At 37.8% G+C, this 19,318-nt stretch carries 15 protein-coding genes and 1 other annotated feature (1 of these 16 only partly in view); all 15 genes read left to right on the top strand.

The annotated features are described in order from the left end of the window. Position 1: 1 nt before the first annotated feature. The 15 genes from ACWNMY_RS04780 (at position 2) to ACWNMY_RS04710 (ending at position 19,087) form a co-directional block, all read left to right on the top strand. Positions 2 to 790: a hypothetical protein gene (locus ACWNMY_RS04780; RefSeq protein WP_449537133.1), complete on the top strand. Its 789-nt coding sequence runs from the start codon at positions 2 to 4 to the stop codon at positions 788 to 790. Between the two features lie 208 nt (positions 791 to 998). After that, complete coding sequence (locus tag ACWNMY_RS04775; RefSeq protein WP_449537132.1) at positions 999 to 2,528, top strand: hypothetical protein; 1,530 nt, start codon at positions 999 to 1,001, stop codon at positions 2,526 to 2,528. A 75-nt stretch (positions 2,529 to 2,603) separates the two neighbouring features. Next, positions 2,604 to 3,416 (top strand): PRC-barrel domain-containing protein, encoded by an 813-nt coding sequence (locus tag ACWNMY_RS04770; protein ID WP_449537131.1) that lies wholly within the window; start codon positions 2,604 to 2,606, stop codon positions 3,414 to 3,416. 161 nt (positions 3,417 to 3,577) lie between these two features. Then, positions 3,578 to 4,663 (top strand): hypothetical protein, encoded by a 1,086-nt coding sequence (locus tag ACWNMY_RS04765; RefSeq protein WP_449537130.1) that lies wholly within the window; start codon positions 3,578 to 3,580, stop codon positions 4,661 to 4,663. Between the two features lie 216 nt (positions 4,664 to 4,879). Beyond that, complete coding sequence (locus tag ACWNMY_RS04760) at positions 4,880 to 5,446, top strand: Maf family protein (protein WP_449537129.1); 567 nt, start codon at positions 4,880 to 4,882, stop codon at positions 5,444 to 5,446. 150 nt (positions 5,447 to 5,596) lie between these two features. Beyond that, positions 5,597 to 6,268 carry a RadC family protein gene (gene radC / locus ACWNMY_RS04755; protein WP_449538389.1) on the top strand — a complete coding sequence of 224 codons (672 nt, stop codon included), beginning with the start codon at positions 5,597 to 5,599 and terminating at the stop codon, positions 6,266 to 6,268. 231 nt (positions 6,269 to 6,499) lie between these two features. After that, positions 6,500 to 7,522 (top strand): rod shape-determining protein, encoded by a 1,023-nt coding sequence (locus ACWNMY_RS04750; protein ID WP_449537128.1) that lies wholly within the window; start codon positions 6,500 to 6,502, stop codon positions 7,520 to 7,522. 160 nt (positions 7,523 to 7,682) lie between these two features. Continuing rightward, the gene (mreC, locus tag ACWNMY_RS04745; protein WP_449537127.1) at positions 7,683 to 8,546 is read left to right on the top strand and encodes a rod shape-determining protein MreC; all 864 of its coding nucleotides are present in this window, start codon (positions 7,683 to 7,685) and stop codon (positions 8,544 to 8,546) included. After that, a complete protein-coding gene (mreD, locus tag ACWNMY_RS04740; protein WP_449537126.1) occupies positions 8,543 to 9,052 on the top strand; it encodes a rod shape-determining protein MreD in 510 nt (169 codons plus the stop codon). Before mreC ends, mreD begins: the two co-directional genes overlap by 4 nt. 197 nt (positions 9,053 to 9,249) lie before the next feature. Beyond that, positions 9,250 to 9,942 carry a septum site-determining protein MinC gene (minC, locus tag ACWNMY_RS04735; protein WP_449538388.1) on the top strand — a complete coding sequence of 231 codons (693 nt, stop codon included), beginning with the start codon at positions 9,250 to 9,252 and terminating at the stop codon, positions 9,940 to 9,942. Positions 9,943 to 9,944: 2 nt separating this feature from the next. Further along, the gene (gene minD, locus ACWNMY_RS04730) at positions 9,945 to 10,745 is read left to right on the top strand and encodes a septum site-determining protein MinD (RefSeq protein WP_449537125.1); all 801 of its coding nucleotides are present in this window, start codon (positions 9,945 to 9,947) and stop codon (positions 10,743 to 10,745) included. Between the two features lie 637 nt (positions 10,746 to 11,382). Then, a complete protein-coding gene (locus ACWNMY_RS04725; protein ID WP_449537124.1) occupies positions 11,383 to 15,756 on the top strand; it encodes a S8 family serine peptidase in 4,374 nt (1,457 codons plus the stop codon). Between the two features lie 177 nt (positions 15,757 to 15,933). Beyond that, a complete protein-coding gene (locus ACWNMY_RS04720) occupies positions 15,934 to 16,707 on the top strand; it encodes a peptidoglycan DD-metalloendopeptidase family protein (RefSeq protein ID WP_449537123.1) in 774 nt (257 codons plus the stop codon). Continuing rightward, on the top strand, positions 16,700 to 17,566 hold the full coding sequence (locus ACWNMY_RS04715) for a M50 family metallopeptidase (protein WP_449537122.1): 867 nt from the start codon (positions 16,700 to 16,702) through the stop codon (positions 17,564 to 17,566). The genes ACWNMY_RS04720 and ACWNMY_RS04715 overlap by 8 nt, the downstream gene beginning before the upstream one ends. 54 nt (positions 17,567 to 17,620) lie before the next feature. Further along, on the top strand, positions 17,621 to 19,087 hold the full coding sequence (locus tag ACWNMY_RS04710; RefSeq protein ID WP_449537121.1) for an Rne/Rng family ribonuclease: 1,467 nt from the start codon (positions 17,621 to 17,623) through the stop codon (positions 19,085 to 19,087). Between the two features lie 61 nt (positions 19,088 to 19,148). Then, positions 19,149 to 19,318: a sequence feature (ribosomal protein L21 leader region), on the top strand; it runs 41 nt beyond the window's last position.

Here is a 19,318-nt window from a genome sequence, read left to right as displayed (position 1 = left end):
AATGACTCTCCAAATTTCACGAAAACTGATTATCCAGCTAAGTATCATTCTGGTACTGTTGATTAGTGCTTTCGTATTTACTTATTTGTTAGTTGTGAATCCAGTGAAAGCAAAGATATCCCAACTAGAGAACAGTGTAAAAACTGAGGAACGATTATTAGAGTTAATTACTGAAAAACGAACAAATGAAGCTCCTGTTGTTAGTTCAACCGAAATTCAGAAGAAGATACCGGTGATCCCGTTAGTTGAGCAAATTGTTTTGGATATAGAGCGTGCTGAAACTTTATCGGAAAGTAGAGTTCTCAACATGTCTTACGGTGAAAGCGAATTTATGCTTAATCCGGAAGGTCAATCTGAGGAACAGGAAAATGCAGAGGGTACTGAAACCGAGACTGAAACAAATCAAGATGATACAGCAAACGAAGCTTCATCTACGGAAGAAACAGATACAATAATTGATCCAGAACTAATAGATGGATTAAGCCAAGTGGTGGTGACGTTAAGTGTGGAGTCCCCAAATTATCTTGAATTAGAGAAGTTTTTATCCGTTGTAGAACACCAAACGAGGATAACAAAGGTAGATGCTTTAAGTTTTACTGGAACTTCGGAGTTAACTTCTGTTGAACAAGTTCCTGCACCATTAGTCTATAATGTCACAATTTCAGCTTTCTATATGCCGAAATATGCAGAACTTGCGGAGGAAGCACCTAAGCTTACCGTTCCTCCACCGAGTAAAAAGAATAATCCTTTAGCAACTGGATTAGAAGGACAGAGTGGAGATAAAGATTGATTTATCATAAACGAGGCATCATTTTGTCTCGTTTTTTATTGGAAGTTTAGTTATATATTGACTTTAGGCTTGTTAACACAAGAACTTTACTGTTAATTCTTCATAAAATCAACTTATTAGTATAAAATAACAGAGAGTCTTTTCCTTTATTGGAATAATAAAGTTTTTTGGAAGAAGTACGAATTATATAGAAAGATGTGAGGCCAATTTGGAATCTATTGTATTTGCTATTATCTCGCTTATTTTAGTCATACCAATTGTATACTTACTACCGTTTGGCTTTACGAGAAAAGGAAAGTTACTCATTGTTTTAAGTGCTTTTCTTGTTTTTATTGTAGGGGTAATTGCTAGAACTGTATTAAACGTATGGCAGACGGGGATAGTGATTATACTGCTAATTACAGGAATCTCTTTTTTATTAGACAAGCGTCTTGGTTCAAACCTGTTTGAAAAAAAGCTACATAATGAAAAAATAGAGGATAGGGTCATTCAATTTGAGCTTGAGGATGAAATAGAAGAAGAAATTCGTACTCAGGCATTACATAAGAAAAGAAACATTCTCGACACTACACAGGATGAAATCGCTACATCTTCAGAACAAGCAGAGATTACTCCAAATGAAATGCGTGATGAACAACTAGATGAACACATGGCACTAGAGGAGATAGAATATCAACAAAGTGATACTAACAATGTGGTTACTTCCAAAAGTACAGAGGTTTCAAATGACCAATCCTTTGATGACATTCTTAAAGAACTAGAGTTCGAATTAAGCGGTACTAATAATCAAACGTATGAGATAGAGGAGTTAGAAGAAATAAAAACTCTGCCTAAACCAGACGAAAAAGAAAACGATGAAATAGAATCAGTTACTATGGAAGATATATATGTGGAGCCAGAAACAATCGATTTGGATCAACATGTTGATGTTTCTGAACTAAACACAATTGACCAAAATGATACCGAACTTGATGAAGGTAAATATATCTCTCACGAAGAACCTGAACTAGAGGATCTTCAATTTGATAGTTTACAAGTTAGTAACAAAGAGGAACAAGAAGAATTCGTTGATACAAATCATGTAGAGCCAGAAGAAATGGAACTAGATAGTTCAAGTGATGTAGTGTCATCTGAAGATGCAGAAGTCAACTTACCAAATCATGACCAGGGTGAGCCAGAAGAAATGAAACGAGAAGATTCAAATGATATAGAGTCATCTGAGGATACAGAAACTACTCTCCCAACAACTGCATCAGAGTTGGAATCTAATCCTGAAGTGCAAGAAGAGAAAGAATCATCCGAAATGGATACAATAGAGATAAACGAAGAAGTATCATCAGAATATGATACCGAGAGTAAGCAAGAAATTGAAAATAACTTTGATGAAGCTACTGAGAACGTATCCGCCCAGGATAACCTGGAGAGTACGGAACAATATAATGAAGGAAATAATAAAACGAGGGAGTTACTTTTTACGACAATAGTCTCTCAAATTAAACTCTCTCGAAATCAATTATCTAGCACTGACTATGAAAAACTGATAGTGGATCATCTCCACCCGGAATTATCAGATCATGATTATTATACCTTTGTAAGTTTATTAATTGACCATTATATCCTAACTAAACAATATGAGAAACTATCCTCATTATTGTTGCAAAATAGTAGCAGATTTGAAAAATATCCAGTACTTTTACAAGAAATTAACTTTTTATTACAAGAATATTGCAGAATATGACGAATTTTATCGAAAAACATGATAGAATGAATGAAAAAAGCCGTTCTTTAAAAATAACTAGGTGTGGTGAATGAAATGAAGAAAAGTGTTGAAATCGTTGGGTTACCAATTATAAGTATTATAGATGGTGTGGAAATAGGAAAAGTTAAATCATTAGTAATCAATCCTGAAAAGGGGTCTGTTGATTTCCTTACTATTGAACATGAGGATTGGCAGGTTAGTGTAAAAGCAATTCCATTCAAAAAGGTTGTTGGAATTGGGGAATACGCCGTAACAATTGAAAGTGAAAGCTCTGTAATTGACTTAAATGAAATACCAATTGCCAATTCACTTGTAAATAAAAAAATTAGAATTACGAATACAAAGGTCATGACTCGAAAAGGTCAGTTATTAGGAGAAGTACTTGAATATTATGTGGATGATGAAACAGGTAACCTGTTAGGTACTTTATTAAAGGTATCTGGAAACGAAGTTGCACTTGCCTCTGACTCTGTCCTTACATATGGGAAAGATATTATTATTGTCGAGGAAGAAGCCTCATCTAAGTTCTTAGATTCTGTTGACTATCTTGAAAACCCTAAACAAGAAACGGATCTTTCTGATCAGAATGATTCACTACTAGAAGAAATTTTACCAGCTTCATCGGAAGAAAAAAGCCCATTTGATGAAATAAATTCTTCTATAGATAAACACGAAGAAGCAGAAGCAAATGCATTACGTTTAAAGCAAGTTGATCTTTTATACGGGAAAACAGTACAAAAAGATATCCTAGACAAAGATGGGAATGTACTTCTACCAGCCGGAAGTCGCCTAACTGTTGATGATATATTAAAAGTACAAGAAGAAGGTCCAAGTGTATTTGTTGAATTATCAATGAATGTAGAGTAATTTGAACCAATAAAATAGTTGTCCGCCTACCACTAATGTTCACAAATGTAGGAATTTGACGAAAACCTCTAGTAACAAGACGACAAATGTCTTGTTCTTTTTTTTTATAGATATGATAGCATTGAAAAAAAGTAGGTCGTCTATAAATAGGTGGTGGTTAAATGGACAAGCATAATCAGATTTCTATCAAAATTAATGGCAAAGAGCCGAAGGTAGAAAAAGAAAAGAAAGATAAAACAACTGAATTTGTCGAAAGCGAAAAACCTCTTATTATCATAGAAAATGAAGAAGTTGCAGCTGCCAAAGAGGAAGAGGATGATGATTTTAGTTGGGTTCTACCAGATGAAACACTGACACATCATTCTTCAAAGGACAGAAAGATTCCTATTATCCCAATTGAGGATGTACGAACTACAAAAGGTTCTAGTAAAATCAAGCATTTTCCTAAGAAGCCAAAGGGTTTTCAACTGTTTTCCTTAAAACAAATTATTGTTTCATTTTCTTTAGCGATTGTTCTTGGCACAGGTTTTGGCATTATGATTTTAAAAGTAGTTGGAGATGTAAATTCTCAGCCAGCAGGAATGGAGGCTCCCTCTCAGCCAGTAAATCAAAACCCAACACCGGCTCCCAAAGGGGACAACCCTCCAGCTGAAAATCCAGTTGCCATTGAACTAGAGTCCCTATCAACAGGTATTGTTCAAGGTGGAAAGTTTTCCACTGCAGATGCGGCAAGTACGATTGTAGGAGATATTAAAGGCAAAGGTTTTGCAGCAACAACTGTTGAACTAGATGGTGCTTTTTTTGTACTTGCGGGCATTGGCCTTGAACAAGGAGCAGTTGGGGGAATGAAGACAGCATATGAAGGAGCCTTCCCTGAATTTTTCACTAAAACAATTGAAGTTCAGGGTGGTTCGTTTTCAAACGCGGGTAAAGCTGATTCAGAGGCAATTAAAGTGAGCATTCCAGCTTTTAAGGAATTACTTGCATTATCGTCTCAGGCTTTTGGAACTGCTGAAATAACGGATGAGCAGTGGGGAAATCTTTCAAAGCTATTTGGTGGCGTAAAAGAGGTAAAGAAGGATGGCCTTCATGCTGAGTTGAAAGACTTCCATACTGAAATAGAGAACGCATATAATCAACTACAAACATTTAAAGATGGTGGAGATAACAAGGTTCTGTGGCAGTCACAACAATCCTTGCTAAATGCCTATCAAAGCTATCATGTTTGGGTTTCTGGGTTGAGTTAAGTAAATTTTAATTTTGTAACGAAAAGGAAAGGAGAATTTGACTCCTTTCCTTTTTTAGATCCATAATTTACAGGAAGTTTACATAAATAGATATTGTTTCTCAAACAATAAATCAACTATAAAATTTAATTTTATATAATTGTTTCATTAAGGTTTGTTTGTTAGGATAATAACGTATCTTCCAATCTGATAAAATGGTAAAGGGTGAGAAAAATTATGCAACACCTCGTTTTAGCCTCAGGTTCTCCACGACGAAAAGAACTTCTTAGAAATGTGAAACTTTCCTTCGATGTTTCCGTCAGTAATATTGATGAATCCGTTGACGAAACACTTACTCCTGAAGAAAAGGTCATGACAATCGCTTTAAAAAAAGCAAAGGCTGTCTCTCAAGATAATCCTAATTCCTATATCCTTGGGGCGGATACAGCTGTCGTGTTTCAAAACCAATTTTTAGGAAAACCTAAAAGCGAACAAGACTCTATACAAGTATTAAAAACATTGTCAAATCAAACTCATGAAGTAATTACAGGAGTTGCTATTCTTTTCAAAGATACACAAGTAACTTTCTTTGAAAGAACAGAAGTGACGTTCTGGGATTTAACGGATGAGGAAATCATAGCATATGTTGCTTCAGGCGAACCAATAGACAAAGCGGGTTCATATGGCATTCAAGGACTTGGATCTACCCTCGTGAAGTATATAAAAGGAGATTATTTTAGTGTGGTTGGATTACCTGTTTCACGAACACTGCGAGAACTTAGAAGCATAGGATTTACTTCTTGATTGTAAAATAAATAGGTATCCTAGTTAATTAAGGACTTATGGGTAGTGTTTGTGTAAGCCTACTTACATAGAGCCTGGCGTATATTCATGAGTGGGTCCAAGTATCTATTACAATAGGTGGGAGGAACCCAATTGAAATCTTCTTCACTCATGATACGTGATTATCCTAATGAAGAAAGGCCAAGGGAACGTTTGGTTTCCGATGGAGCAGAAAGCCTTTCAAACCATGAGCTGTTAGCTATACTTTTACGCACAGGTTCAAAGGAAGAATCGGTCATTCAGCTCTCAAACCGATTATTACACCATTTTGAGGGGTTACGATTATTAAAGGATGCATCTGTTGAAGAAATAACATCGATCAAGGGAATTGGATTGGCAAAGGCAGTACAAATTATGGCTGCTGTTGAGCTCGGACGTCGGATTGGCAAGCTTCAATACGAAGATAGGTATGTAATTCGATCCCCAGAGGATGGTGCCAAATATGTAATGGAAGACATGCGCTTTTTAACACAGGAGCATTTTGTATGTCTGTACCTGAATACAAAAAATCAAGTAATCCATCGCCAAACTGTTTTCATCGGTAGCCTAAACGCATCCATTGTTCACCCTAGAGAGGTGTATAAGGAAGCCTTTCGTAGATCAGCTGCATCCATTATTTGCATTCATAACCATCCTTCTGGTGATCCAGCTCCAAGTCGTGAGGACATCGAAGTAACAAAAAGACTCGTTGAATGTGGCCGGATAATTGGCATTGAGCTATTAGACCATTTAATCATTGGTGAGCACAAATATGTGAGCTTAAAAGAAAAAGGATATGTATGACTACTATTATTTTTTTTTGTAGTACGATATAATTATGGTTATGAGTTTTTTGATTGCTAACATACATTAATATTAGTAATTCAAGTTCAAAATTTTGGAAATTGGAAGCCCGCAGCCAATGAACAACTACCTCATAGATTGAGGCAAAGTAACGCAAAGGTTAGTACTTCTAATTTAAATACTTTTGAACCTCCACTTTAGCATCTCGTATCAGAAAGGAAGATACATACTATGTTTGGAATTGGTACACGAGACCTTGGTATAGATTTAGGGACAGCAAATACGCTTGTTTTTATTAAAGGCAAGGGGATTGCTGTCAGGGAGCCATCTGTTGTTGCAATGCAAACAGATACAAAACAAATTGTGGCTGTCGGAAATGACGCAAAAAATATGATTGGACGTACTCCTGGAAACGTTATTGCACTACGTCCAATGAAGGATGGCGTCATTGCCGATTATGAAACAACGGCTACAATGATGAAATATTACATAAATCAAGCAGTAAAAACGAAAAATTTCTTTGCAAGAAAGCCATATATAATGGTATGTGTACCCTCAGGCATTACAGCTGTTGAACAACGTGCTGTAATTGATGCTACTAGACAGGCAGGGGCAAGGGATGCTTATCCTATTGAAGAACCATTTGCTGCTGCAATTGGGGCAAACCTTCCTGTGTGGGAGCCAACAGGTAGCATGATTGTTGATATCGGTGGTGGTACAACCGAAGTCGCTATTATTTCGTTAGGTGGAATTGTAACAAGCCAGTCGATTCGAATTGCTGGTGATGAGATGGATGAAGCCATAATTCAATATATACGGAAAACGTATAACCTGATGATTGGGGACCGAACTGCTGAAGCCATTAAGGTTGAAATTGGGTCAGCTGGTGCGCCTGAAGGTGTAGAAAACATGGAGATTCGGGGAAGAGATTTATTAACAGGATTACCGAAAACGATTGAAATTACAGCTGAAGAAATTGCTCGCGCCCTTCACGATACGGTTTATGCCATAGTGGATGCTGTTAAGAATACACTTGAAAAGACTCCGCCAGAGCTGGCTGCAGATATTATGGATCGTGGAATTGTTCTTGCAGGTGGGGGAGCACTTTTACGTAATTTAGATAAGATTATTAGTGAAGAAACAAGTATGCCTGTCCTTATTGCGGAAAACCCATTAGACTGCGTGGCAATCGGAACAGGTAAAGCATTAGATCATATTCATTTATTTAAAGGGAAATCTAAAGAATTACGATAATGTATGTTAGAGTAGTGGGGAAAGATTCTTCCCCACTATATGTGATTGTTCAATAAGTTTGGTGATAGGGAATGTCCTCTGTGACGTGTTTCTTTTCAACTTCCTTTTGTACATACATTATATGTGTTGAAATTTTAAGTTTAGTTAGAGGGTGTAACACATGCCACATTTTTTACTCAATAAAAGATTAATTATCTTGCTGGTTTGCATAATTGTTCTAGTGGCATTGATTGGATTTTCCCTAAAAGAGCGAGAAAAATTATCATGGCCAGAACAGTTTATAAAGGATTCAGTAGGTTGGGTTCAAAGCATAGTTCATCAACCATCACAAGCCATTGCTGGATTTTTTAAAAATGTGAATGATATTCAAAACACATTTGATGAGAATAAGATCCTAAAGGAAAAGCTTGATTCATATGGTCAACTAGAAGCGAAAGTTCAAGAGCTAGAAAAAGAAAACGAAAAATTACAAGATGTTTTAGAAAAAACGGAAACACTTGACGATTTTAATAAAATTCAAGCAACTGTTATTGGACGAAACCCTGATCAGTGGCATGAAATTATTACAGTTAATAGAGGTACACAACATGGTGTGAAAGTTGATATGGCTGTTATCACCTCTAAAGGATTAATTGGAAAGGTAAAACATGCGAATACATTTACGTCTTCAATCCAGTTATTGAGCTCGCCAAATCGAATTAATCGAATTTCTGCCTATATTCAAGGTGAAACAAAAATAATGGGACTGCTAGAAGGGTATGACGAAGAAAAGGAAGCTCTTCTATTTAAAATTAACACACCAGATTCAAAAATTGAAAAGGACCAAAAAGTTCTTACTTCCGGTTTGGGTGGGGTATTCCCAAGTGAACTATATATTGGTGAAGTCATGGAAGTGGTTCCTGATGATTATGGATTAACAAAAACGGCCTATATTAAGCCTGCGGCTGATTTTTATGAAATAGACCATGTTATAATTGTAGAGAGAACGATGATTCTTCCTGACGAAGAGGAGGAAGAATCGTGAGGCGTGTCGTTCTTCCACTATTAATGTCCTTTGTATTTTTGTTTGAAAGTAGTTTTGTTGATTTAGTACCAGCAGAAATCTTTCATAAAGAATATGTATATGTCCCTAGGTTTTTATTTATATTGATCGCATTTATTACGGTATACTTTAATAAACCCAAGGGATTATTATATGGGGCAATCTTTGGATTGCTTTATGATATTATCCACACAGAGATATTGGGAGTCTATTTATTTTTGTTTACATTTATGGCCTACCTTATTTCCTGGGCAAGTAGGGCATTGCAAACGAGTATTTTTATTATTTCGTTTTTAAGTCTTGTTGGAATCTTTGCTTTGGAATTTTGTGTGTACGGGGTAAATTTGGCGATTGGTACAACGAATATGCAATTCGAACGGTTTCTTCAAATTCGTGTGTTACCTACGATTATAATAAATAGTGCCTTTATACTATTATTTGCTTATCCATTTAAGAGGTTGCTTGGTAAGCTGTACATAGAAGAATAATCGATTCTCTTATAAGTGAGTGTTCAAAGAGTCGATAAATCAGATGGATAAGGAACTCGTGCTATAGGACCGGAGACCGAGTGACGCTGAGATTCGAAGTCTTTTCTTTTTTTGTGATTTTTTGGACATCCTCTTAAAAAATCTTTGATAACTAACAGGAAAACGGGAGTCTCTTGTTGAAATATATTATCGTTGAGGTGAACGTCGTGAAAGGACAAAAACAGCAGTATGTTACAATAAAAGGGACAAAAGACGGACTTACGTTACATCTCGATGATTCTTGTTCATTTGAAGAACTAATCTCAGACCTGGAGATCAAGCTTTCCTTGAATCAGAAACGGAATGATGATGTTCCGATTGTTCCTGTTAAAGTAAGAATTGGTAATCGTTATTTATCTCAAAATCAGGAAGAACAAATACGCGCCATTATCAGAAATAAAAAACATCTCGTCGTAGATATAATTGACAGCAATGTCATCACGAAACAAGAAGCTGAAGAGATGAAAAAAAGGCTTGAGATTGTTTCGGTGACAAAGGTTGTTCGATCTGGACAAGTCCTGAAAGTAGATGGAGATCTTTTGCTGGTTGGCGATGTTAATCCTGGTGCTACCGTGATGGCAGGTGGAAATATATTTATTATGGGCTCTCTTCGTGGAGTTGCACATGCCGGTTTCTATGGAAGACGAGATGCAATTATTGCAGCCTCAGTTATGAAGCCAACACAGCTACGTATCGGTGATATTTTAAATAGAGCACCAGATAATAGCCAAAGCGATACAAATATTATGGAGTGTGCGTATGTGGATGAAAATGAGACAATTGTAGTAGATAGATTACAACAGTTATCTCATTTACGACCTAATTTAACAAGGTTAGAAGGGGGAATCTAGCTGTGGGAGAGGCTATAGTTATTACATCAGGAAAAGGTGGAGTCGGAAAAACAACCACATCTGCTAACGTAGGTACTTCCTTGGCTATGCTAGGGAAACGAGTGTGTTTAGTAGATACAGATATTGGCCTGCGAAATTTAGATGTTGTAATGGGACTAGAAAATCGTATCATCTATGACTTAGTTGATGTCATTCAAGGTCGTTGCAAGCTTAAGCAGGCATTAGTAAAAGATAAAAGATTCGAAGACCATCTTTACTTACTGCCAGCTGCCCAAACTAGTGACAAAACAGCAGTAGAGCCTAGTCAAATGAAGACTCTAATTACAGAGCTTAAGCAGGATTTTGATTACATTATCATTGATTGTCCTGCAGGGATTGAACAAGGCTTTCAAAATGCGGTTGCTGGAGCGGATAAAGCAATTGTCGTAACCACTCCTGAAGTATCTGCTGTTCGAGATGCAGACCGAATTATTGGATTACTAGAAAAAGAGGAAATTGAGCCACCTCGACTTATTTTAAACCGAATTCGAAATCATATGGTTAAGACAGGGGAAATGCTTGATATTGATGAAGTTGTGACTCATCTTTCCATTGATTTAATTGGAATTGTTGCGGATGACGATGAAGTAATCAAAGCTTCTAACAGCGGTGAACCGATTGCACTGAATTCAAATAGCAAATCTGCTATCTCATATCGAAATATTGCACGTAGAATTTTAGGAGAATCCATCCCACTTCAATCACTGGATAGTGATCAAAAAGGAATGTTCTCAAAGATTAAAAAATTCTTCGGAGTTCGTTAACCACCTTACTGAAATAGGGTGGTTTTTTCTATGCTTGAAATAAATATGAAGGATGACAGAACATATTCATGAGGAGTAGGTCCTTACTCTTGGGAAAGATGATTATAGAATAGGGGACTTTACCTATCGATTGAAGAAATTAAGGAGGAATAAATTACCATAATTGTAACGATATTGTCTTTTCCTTAAAACAAGCAAGGAAAATATAATCATTTTTTAACAATCGAAAGATAACTTTTACTTCTTAAGCCATTCTACCTATTGTAGAACTAGTAGTCTTTTAATTGGAAAGATATAGGAAAAACCTCAATTTATTGGAAGAACCCCTATAAAAATAATTATTCTTCGAATATATAATACTTCGTACTAAACTCCTTTTTTGTCGATAGCAAGATAAGTCGAATTTACCAAATTCTGAATGTTCAAAATAATATACCATTTTTCGACACTTTTTCTGCTTTTAAATGGCTACAGTTAATATGTACCTGTACTTCTACATAATGCGATTTCTAATGGAAAATCGCGATTTCTATCTAGAGAAAAAATGGGAGAGCTTCCCGAGGCATTTGGAGTATAGGAATTTAAAAGGGAGGAGGCAGCTTATTTACAGACAAAAATTTCAAGGGGAGGAAACCTGATGAAGAAAAAAGGTAAACGTAGCTTAACTAAGGTTGCAAGTGTGTTAATGTGCGCGCTCTTACTTGTACCGACTGTAACGTCGCAAGCATCAGCACAATCAAAAGAATCTTCCATTTCCTATCTAGGAAACAAGAAGGAAGTGGCGACTAGTAAAATATCTAAAAGCCTAAAAGACCAATTTGCTGACGACAAAATGGTTACATTCCTTGTTAAATTTAAGGAACAGGTTGATTCAGCAAAAGTAGCAAAAGAAGCTGCTAAGAAAGCTAGTCTACAAAAATCTACAGTAGCAAAAACAAAATCTATAAAACGTAATGCGATCGTATCCGAATTACGTACTACTGCGATTGAAACCCAAGGGGATGTAAAGACATATCTCGAAAAAGAAGAGGCTGCAGGCAATGCGAAGGATATTAAATCCTACTTTATCGTAAACGGAATGGCGGTAACGGCAACGAAGGATGTAATGGAGAAAATCGCATCATTCCCTGAAGTTGAAAAAGTGCTGCCAAATGAAACAAGAACATTACATGCTCCAGTTACTGAAAAAGCTACAACAGCTGTAGAATCAAAAGTAAGCCCTCAAAACATCGAGTGGAATATTGATCGTGTGGGTGCTCCTCAAGTTTGGGAAATGGGCATTGATGGATCAGGTACAGTTGTTGCTAGTATCGATACTGGGGTTCAATGGAACCATCCTGCACTTATGGAACAGTATCGTGGGTATGATCCAGCTAATCCTAACAATCCAAACCATCAGTATAGCTGGTTTGATGCAACTGCTGGTCAAACTACCCCATATGATGATCAAGGTCATGGAACGCACGTTACAGGGACAATGGTTGGTGCAGAACCAAATGGTGCTAATCAAATCGGTGTTGCTCCAGGTGCAAAGTGGATCGCTGTTAAGGCATTCACAGCATCGGGTGGATCAGATGCAGACTTACTTGAAGCTGGAGAGTGGATAATCGCTCCAGGTGGAAACCCGGATATGGCTCCAGATGTTGTTAACAACTCGTGGGGTGGTGGACCGGGCTTAGATGAATGGTATCGTCCAATGGTTCAAAACTGGAGAGCAGCGGATATTTTCCCTGAATTCTCAGCAGGTAATACCACATTATTTAATCCAGGTGGACCTGGGTCAATTGCAACACCATCAAACTATCCAGAATCATTTGCAACAGGAGCTACAGATATCAATGATCGTTTAGCAAACTTCTCGTTACAAGGTCCTTCTCCATATGAAGGGGATATCAAACCTGATATTTCAGCTCCAGGTGTAAATATTCGTTCTTCGGTACCTGGAAGTGGCTATGAGGGTGGATGGAACGGAACTTCAATGGCTGGACCGCATATTTCTGCTGTAGTAGCTCTATTAAAACAAGCAAATGCATCATTATCGATTGAAGAAATCGAAGAGATTATTACATCAACTGCAACACCTTTAACAGACGGTACATTCCCAGAATCACCTAACTTTGGTTATGGACATGGACTAGTGAATGCTTATTTAGCTGTATCATCTGTTGCATCTGGTCTTGGAAAAATTAAGGGTCAAGTTGCAAAGGATGGTGAGGATGAAGAAGCTCCAACGTATGAACATGCAGCTCCTTCTGAAACTTACGCAGGTATGGATTTACCAGTTTCTATTTCTGTTCAAGACAATGTAAGTGTTACATCTGTAGTACTTCAATACCAAAATCAAGATGGTGAATGGGTAAATGTAACAGCTACTCAAACATCAGGGACTTACAACGAGGGTACGTTTGAGGCGGTTATTCCAGGTGAAGATATTGCAGTTCCTTCCGTGACTTATCGTTGGCAAGTTGTCGATTTTGGCCAAAATGATGTAACAACAGACACGTATGAAGTGTCAGTGCAACCAGGGATTTCAGTTGGATATTTCCAAGATTTTGAATCTAATCCTGTAGGATGGTTCTCTTACGGTGCTGGAGACAGTTGGCAATGGGGTGCTCCAACTAGCGGGCCGAATGGAGCGTCTTCAGGGGAAAAGGTTTATGCTACTAATCTAGCAGGAACATATAATAGTAGTGCTAATATGACTCTAGTCATGCCCCCTATTGACTTACCTGCTGATGATCCAGCGTACCTTCAATACATGAACTGGCATAATCTAGAGCGAAACTGGGATTACGGTCATGTATTTGTTTCAACAGACATGGAAAACTGGACGCAGCTACATCGGATCACTGATGTAACTTCCGATTGGCAACCAGCAGAAATTGATTTATCCGAGTATGCCGGTCAAAGAATTTATATTGGGTTTAATGTGACAACCGATGGAAGTGTAGTTCGAGATGGCTGGTACATTGACGATGTACGTCTTTCAAATGAGCCACAATCGGTAGGAAATAAAGCACAATTAGGAGTCATGCCGACTAAAGGTGGTAGCTCAGTTGCTCTGAAAGATGGAGAAAAAATAGACCCTGCAAAAATTAAGCCAGAGGGCTCGCACTTTGACATGAAAGCAGTCGATGTTGAGGGAACTAGTCCACAAGCATTACCATTACAAGCTAAGATTAGTGTGGTTGAATCAGGTAGATCCGTTACAACCGACCCTGCAACTGGAGCATATGAATTAATTCACGGAACTGGAGACTTTACAATTGTGGCGGAAAGCTATGGATATCATTCTGCTCAACAAACTGTAACGGTTGAGGCTGATGGTGAAGCTGTAGCGAATTTTGTACTAGAGGAAAAAGCACAAGGAACTGTATCTGGTACGATCACGAATGCTGCAACAGGCAATCCGGTAGCAGGTGCTACATTATTACTTGTTGAAGATGCAAATGTAACTCCTGTTGAAACAGACGAAAATGGTCAATATTCACTTACTGCTTATGAAGGAACTTATACGGTTCGTGTAATGGCGCCTTCTTATTATAGTGAATCATTTGAAGTTGAACTTAATGGAGAAGTTGAACAAAATGTAGAACTAAGACCTTTCATCGGGTATCCTGGTGAAATTAGTTATGATGATGGTACTGCAGAAAATGCTCGTGCATTCTATGATGCTGGTAATGGTTGGGCAGTGAAAATGTCATTATCAGAAGGGCAAGATGCAGCACTTGTAACAGGCGGTCTTTTCCGTTTCTGGGATACAACATGGCCAACTCCTGGAGGAACTAATTTCAAGGTTGAAGTATGGGACGCAACTGGAACAGACGGTGCTCCAGGTAAAAAGCTAGCTGGACCAATCGATGCAACCGCACTTCGTACAGGAGAATGGACAAATGTTGACTTATCTGCTGAAGGTATCATCGTGGAAGGAGACTTCTATATGGTATATATTCAAGCAGATGCCAATCCAAATGCTCCTGGACTTGGAACTGACGAAGATGGCGAATATACTTCACGAAGCTGGCAATATGTGGGCGGTGCATGGTCATTAGCACCAGAAGCAGAAGGTAACTATATGATTCGTGCGACAGTAAATTATGAAGTAACAGCACCAACTATTACCTCACCGGTTACTGGTTCATTTACAAATGAATCAACTGTTACAGTTGAAGGAAAAGCTTCTCCAACAACAACTGTACACGTATTGAACAATGGTGAAGAGGTAGCAACAACTGATACGACTGCTGATGGAACGTACTCTGTGGATGTGGAATTACAAGCTGGTGAAAATTCATTAACTGCTAAGGCATCAACAGAATCTGGTACTACAGACGAATCAGAGGCTGTGGTTGTTACACTTGACCAAACAGTACCTGAACTAGCGATTACTAGTCCAGAAGATGGATTAAAGACGAATAAAGAAGCGATTACTGTAACTGGTACAGTCCAAGATGAAAATGTTGATACTGTAACAGTAAATGGTGAGAATGCACCTGTTACAGATGGTAGCTTTACTAAGCGTATTCTCTTAGAAAATGGCGAAAACAACATTGAAGTGGTTGCAACGGATAAGGCGGGGAATGTGTCGAACAGTCAAGTGACTGTAGTTGCGAAATTTGGTGATTTGACGATCAGTGATCTAACTCCTACTGAGGATGTACGTTTACAGTCAGGTGAAAGTGTGAAGATTGAATTCACAAGTGAACCAGGATTAGACGCTACCTACGCAATTCGTATGCCATTGACAAATACAAAAGGACTTAGCAATGTTACAGAACTCCCTATGCGAGAAGTCTCACCTGGTGTCTACGAAGGATACTGGACAGCCGTTTCTAGCGTAATTGCAGATGGTGCTGAAATTGAGGTTATCGTAAGAGATGATTTTGGTAACGAAGCTAGAAAAATTGCAGATGGTAAATTAATCATCAATGTACAAGAAGATGACGGTAAACCAGGAAAGGGTAAGCCTGGAAAACCAGGTAAGCCGGATAAACCAGGTAAAAATAAATAAGTCAGTAGAATAGAAGAGAAGGATGAGGAGAAATCCCCATCTTTCTTTTTTTATTTTTCCAAAATAGCCATGATGATTCATCTTATTTACTAGGATAAAAAGCTACATATTGTCATATCCGGGCTTCCTTCCTCATAAACTTGTACAAACAATATGGACAAGGGATGATGTGAAAAGATGAGTAATCGAGCGAATGAAATAAGGAAGAGGATTGAGAAAAGAAAACGTTCAAAATACGCCAGCCAATCATATCCAAAAAAGCCGAGTCCCTCGTTTCTTGTAGGTGATGAGGAAAAGTATGGAGGAAGTCCCTATACTTCCTTTGAGGGGGGATCAGGCGGAGGACATCCGCTATTTAAGAAAGAAGTGTTTCTGTTTAAGATCTTGCTGTCTGCTATTTTAGTATTATCGGTAGGGATTCTATTTAAAAATCAGTCGTCCACGTTCGATAATGTTCGCCACTTTGTTACCAGTACAATGGAAACGGAATTTCAATTCGCTGCCGTAACAGAATGGTATGAAGATACGTTTGGTAGTCCGCTAGCATTACTACCGGTTAAGGAAAATAAAGACCAGATAGAAGATGTTACTCCAGGAAAATACGCACTTCCAGCAGCCGGTAAAGTAACTGAGAATTTTGAAACAAATGGTCAAGGTATCATTGTCGAAACGAATAGTAAGGTTGTAGAAGCAATGAATGCTGGAAATGTTATCGAGGTTGCGGTAAAGGGAAATCTAGGAAAAACAGTCGTTATTCAGCATAGTGATGGTAGTAAAACATGGTATGGAAATTTAGGAACGGTTAATGTGAAATTATACGATTATGTAGCTACAGGTCAAGAAGTCGGGGAAGTTGAGGACCCTGAAGGTGAAAATAAAGGAACGTATTATTTTGCAATACAGCAGGGGGAAACATTTATTGACCCAATACAGGTGATAAAATTTGAATAGTTATATGAAACTTCTCGGAAAAATAGAAATACATCCATTACTATGGTTTATAGTCGGAGTTGCAGTTATCACTGCACACTTTCGAGAGCTATTGATGTTATTTTTTATCATATTGGTCCATGAGATGGGACATGCTGCATGCGCCCATTTTTTTTCATGGAGAATAAAAAAGATACAACTCCTTCCATTTGGTGGAGTCGCTGAGATGGATGAACATGGAAACCGGCCATTGAAAGAGGAGCTTCTTGTCATTTTAGCAGGACCTGTTCAACATATTTGGTTAGTAGGTGTTGCCTATTTGTTAACGTTAGGCTCCGTCATATCACCGAAAACCTTTGAACTCTTTTTTTATCATAATACTGTAATCTTTTTCTTTAACCTTCTTCCGATATGGCCACTAGATGGCGGAAAGTTACTTTATTTGCTCTTTTCCCATAAGCACTCTTTTTTTGAGGCGCATAAACGAATGCTGGTTACCTCGGTATTATTTGTAGGAATTATAATCATTGGAATAATTTTTTATAGTCCTACGAATCTCAATCTGTGGGTTATCTTACTGTTTCTATTATTCTCTATTATTATGGAATGGAGAAAACGACATTTTGTTTTTATGAGGTTCTTGTTAGAACGTTATTATGGGAAGCAAGATACTTTTACAAAATTAAAACCGTTAATTGTCGATGAAAAAGAAATGGTCTATACAGTGCTATCTATGTTCCAACGAGGATGTAAACACCCTATTGTAATAAGTAAAGATGGGGAACATCAACAACCACTTGATGAAAACGAGCTTTTGCATGCCTATTTTAAAGAAAAAAAGATAACCCAACCCGTTGGAGAGCTTCTCTACTTGTATTGACGTTGTAAATTGGGGTACATTGATAATTAGTAACGTCAAAGCGAGGATAATAGTTTGAAGAAAATAATAATGAATGTAAAAACGAGTGAAAAACGGGTAGCAGTTCTAGAAGGAAATAAGGTATTCGAGTTAACAGTCTTACAACCGAACCATACCGAGATTGTTGGGAATATCTATAAGGGTCGTGTTATTGATGTACTACCAGGGATGCAAGCTGCTTTTGTTGACATCGGTTTAGAAAGAAATGGTTATATCGGAAGAGAACAGCTGGGAACGTACCAGTTAGCAGCTCCTGGTGAAAAAGAAAAAAGTATTTCAAGTTTTGTTCGTCAAGGTGAAGAAATGATTGTTCAAGTTACAAAAGAAGGGGCAGATCGGAAAGGTCCCAAGTTAACTGGACTTATTGAATTTCCTGGTGATTCCATTGTTTACTCTCCATTGGGAAACTATATTGCTGTTTCTAGGAAAATGAAGGAGGAAAAAAGGGAAAAATGGCGTACCTTTTTTCAATCACAGCTACAAGAGCCTGAAGGACTCATCGTACGGACGGCATGTGAAAATCAGGATGAGGCAAAAGTAGTACAGGAGCTTCAAATGCAAAGACAACGATACAAAACGATGCTGGAACAAAAGAATCGGCTGAAGTCTCCTAGTCTGTTGGTGGATGCCAATAATCTTATTGATAAAATTTTACTTGAGTATCCCTTACAAACTGTTGAGGAAATTCTAATTGATGATGCGGAAACGTTCAGAAAAGTAAAAGATCAAATTGGAGAAGGGAAGACTTCATTTTATAGAGAAAAAGAAAATATCTTCTCTTTTTACGGAATTGAAAAAGAAATTGAAAAGGCACTCAAGCATATTGTTTGGCTTGATAACGGTGCATATCTGTTAATCGAACAAACAGAAGCACTAACCATTATTGATGTTAACACCGGTAAATTCCAAGGAAAAGTAAATTTGCGTGATACAGTATTTAAAACAAATATAGCTGCAGCAAAAGAAATTGCCTATCAATTAATGGTCCGTAATATTAGTGGGATTGTGTTAATTGATTTTATCGATATGAAGGACAAGGAACAACAACAAAAGGTTATACAAGCGTTACGTTCCGTTGCAAAGGAAGATCGAAATCGAGTGACAATTCATGGATTTACATCTCTAGGAATCATGGAGCTTACTCGAAAGAAGGCGCGCCAGGACTTATCTGCAATCGTGCAAACAAGCTGTCCAACTTGCTCAGGGACTGGGAGAATTGAATCGGCTGAAACAATAGCATTTAAGCTAGAACGCGAATTATGGGAACTCCGAGGGTTGGATCATGAAGCTGTCTGGATTCAAGCAACAGAAGACGTGAAACGTGTGTTTCTAGGTGAAAAAAATGTGCACAAACATAGACTTGAAGAGGTACTAGCGTTTCATATTTATATAACGGAAGTCCCCTCACCTCGTCATGAATATATAATAAGACACATAGGGACAGATTCAGAGGTTCGTGAAAGACTAAGCTATCAAACATAATTTATATTGACTCTGTCAGGTCTTTGTGATAATATTTTCATGTTATTGTTTGTAGTAGCACCCACTGCTACAACCGCACATTCCAGGTATTTAAGCTTTCATGGTTTATTAATAAACCGAGGCAAATTAGAAGCAAGAAATTCAAGGCGGTGCAGTCAGGAGTACCGGAACGTAGTTATATCTACGTGAGGAACGGACTGGCAAACCAACGAGGAAGTTCGCAGCTTATCA

Source organism: Ferdinandcohnia sp. Marseille-Q9671, assembly GCF_976954385.1.
The sequence above is the reverse complement of the archived record's forward strand: the minus strand, read 5'-3'. Positions and strand labels throughout refer to the sequence as shown.

Coding starts and splice junctions, on each gene's coding strand:
- radC (WP_449538389.1), top strand. CDS start 5,597: ATGATACGTGATTATCCTAATGAAGAAAGGCCAAGGGAACGTTTGGTT.
- ACWNMY_RS04780 (WP_449537133.1), top strand. CDS start 2: ATGACTCTCCAAATTTCACGAAAACTGATTATCCAGCTAAGTATCATT.
- ACWNMY_RS04725 (WP_449537124.1), top strand. CDS start 11,383: ATGAAGAAAAAAGGTAAACGTAGCTTAACTAAGGTTGCAAGTGTGTTA.
- ACWNMY_RS04770 (WP_449537131.1), top strand. CDS start 2,604: ATGAAGAAAAGTGTTGAAATCGTTGGGTTACCAATTATAAGTATTATA.
- ACWNMY_RS04750 (WP_449537128.1), top strand. CDS start 6,500: ATGTTTGGAATTGGTACACGAGACCTTGGTATAGATTTAGGGACAGCA.
- ACWNMY_RS04720 (WP_449537123.1), top strand. CDS start 15,934: ATGAGTAATCGAGCGAATGAAATAAGGAAGAGGATTGAGAAAAGAAAA.
- mreC (WP_449537127.1), top strand. CDS start 7,683: ATGCCACATTTTTTACTCAATAAAAGATTAATTATCTTGCTGGTTTGC.
- ACWNMY_RS04760 (WP_449537129.1), top strand. CDS start 4,880: ATGCAACACCTCGTTTTAGCCTCAGGTTCTCCACGACGAAAAGAACTT.
- ACWNMY_RS04765 (WP_449537130.1), top strand. CDS start 3,578: ATGGACAAGCATAATCAGATTTCTATCAAAATTAATGGCAAAGAGCCG.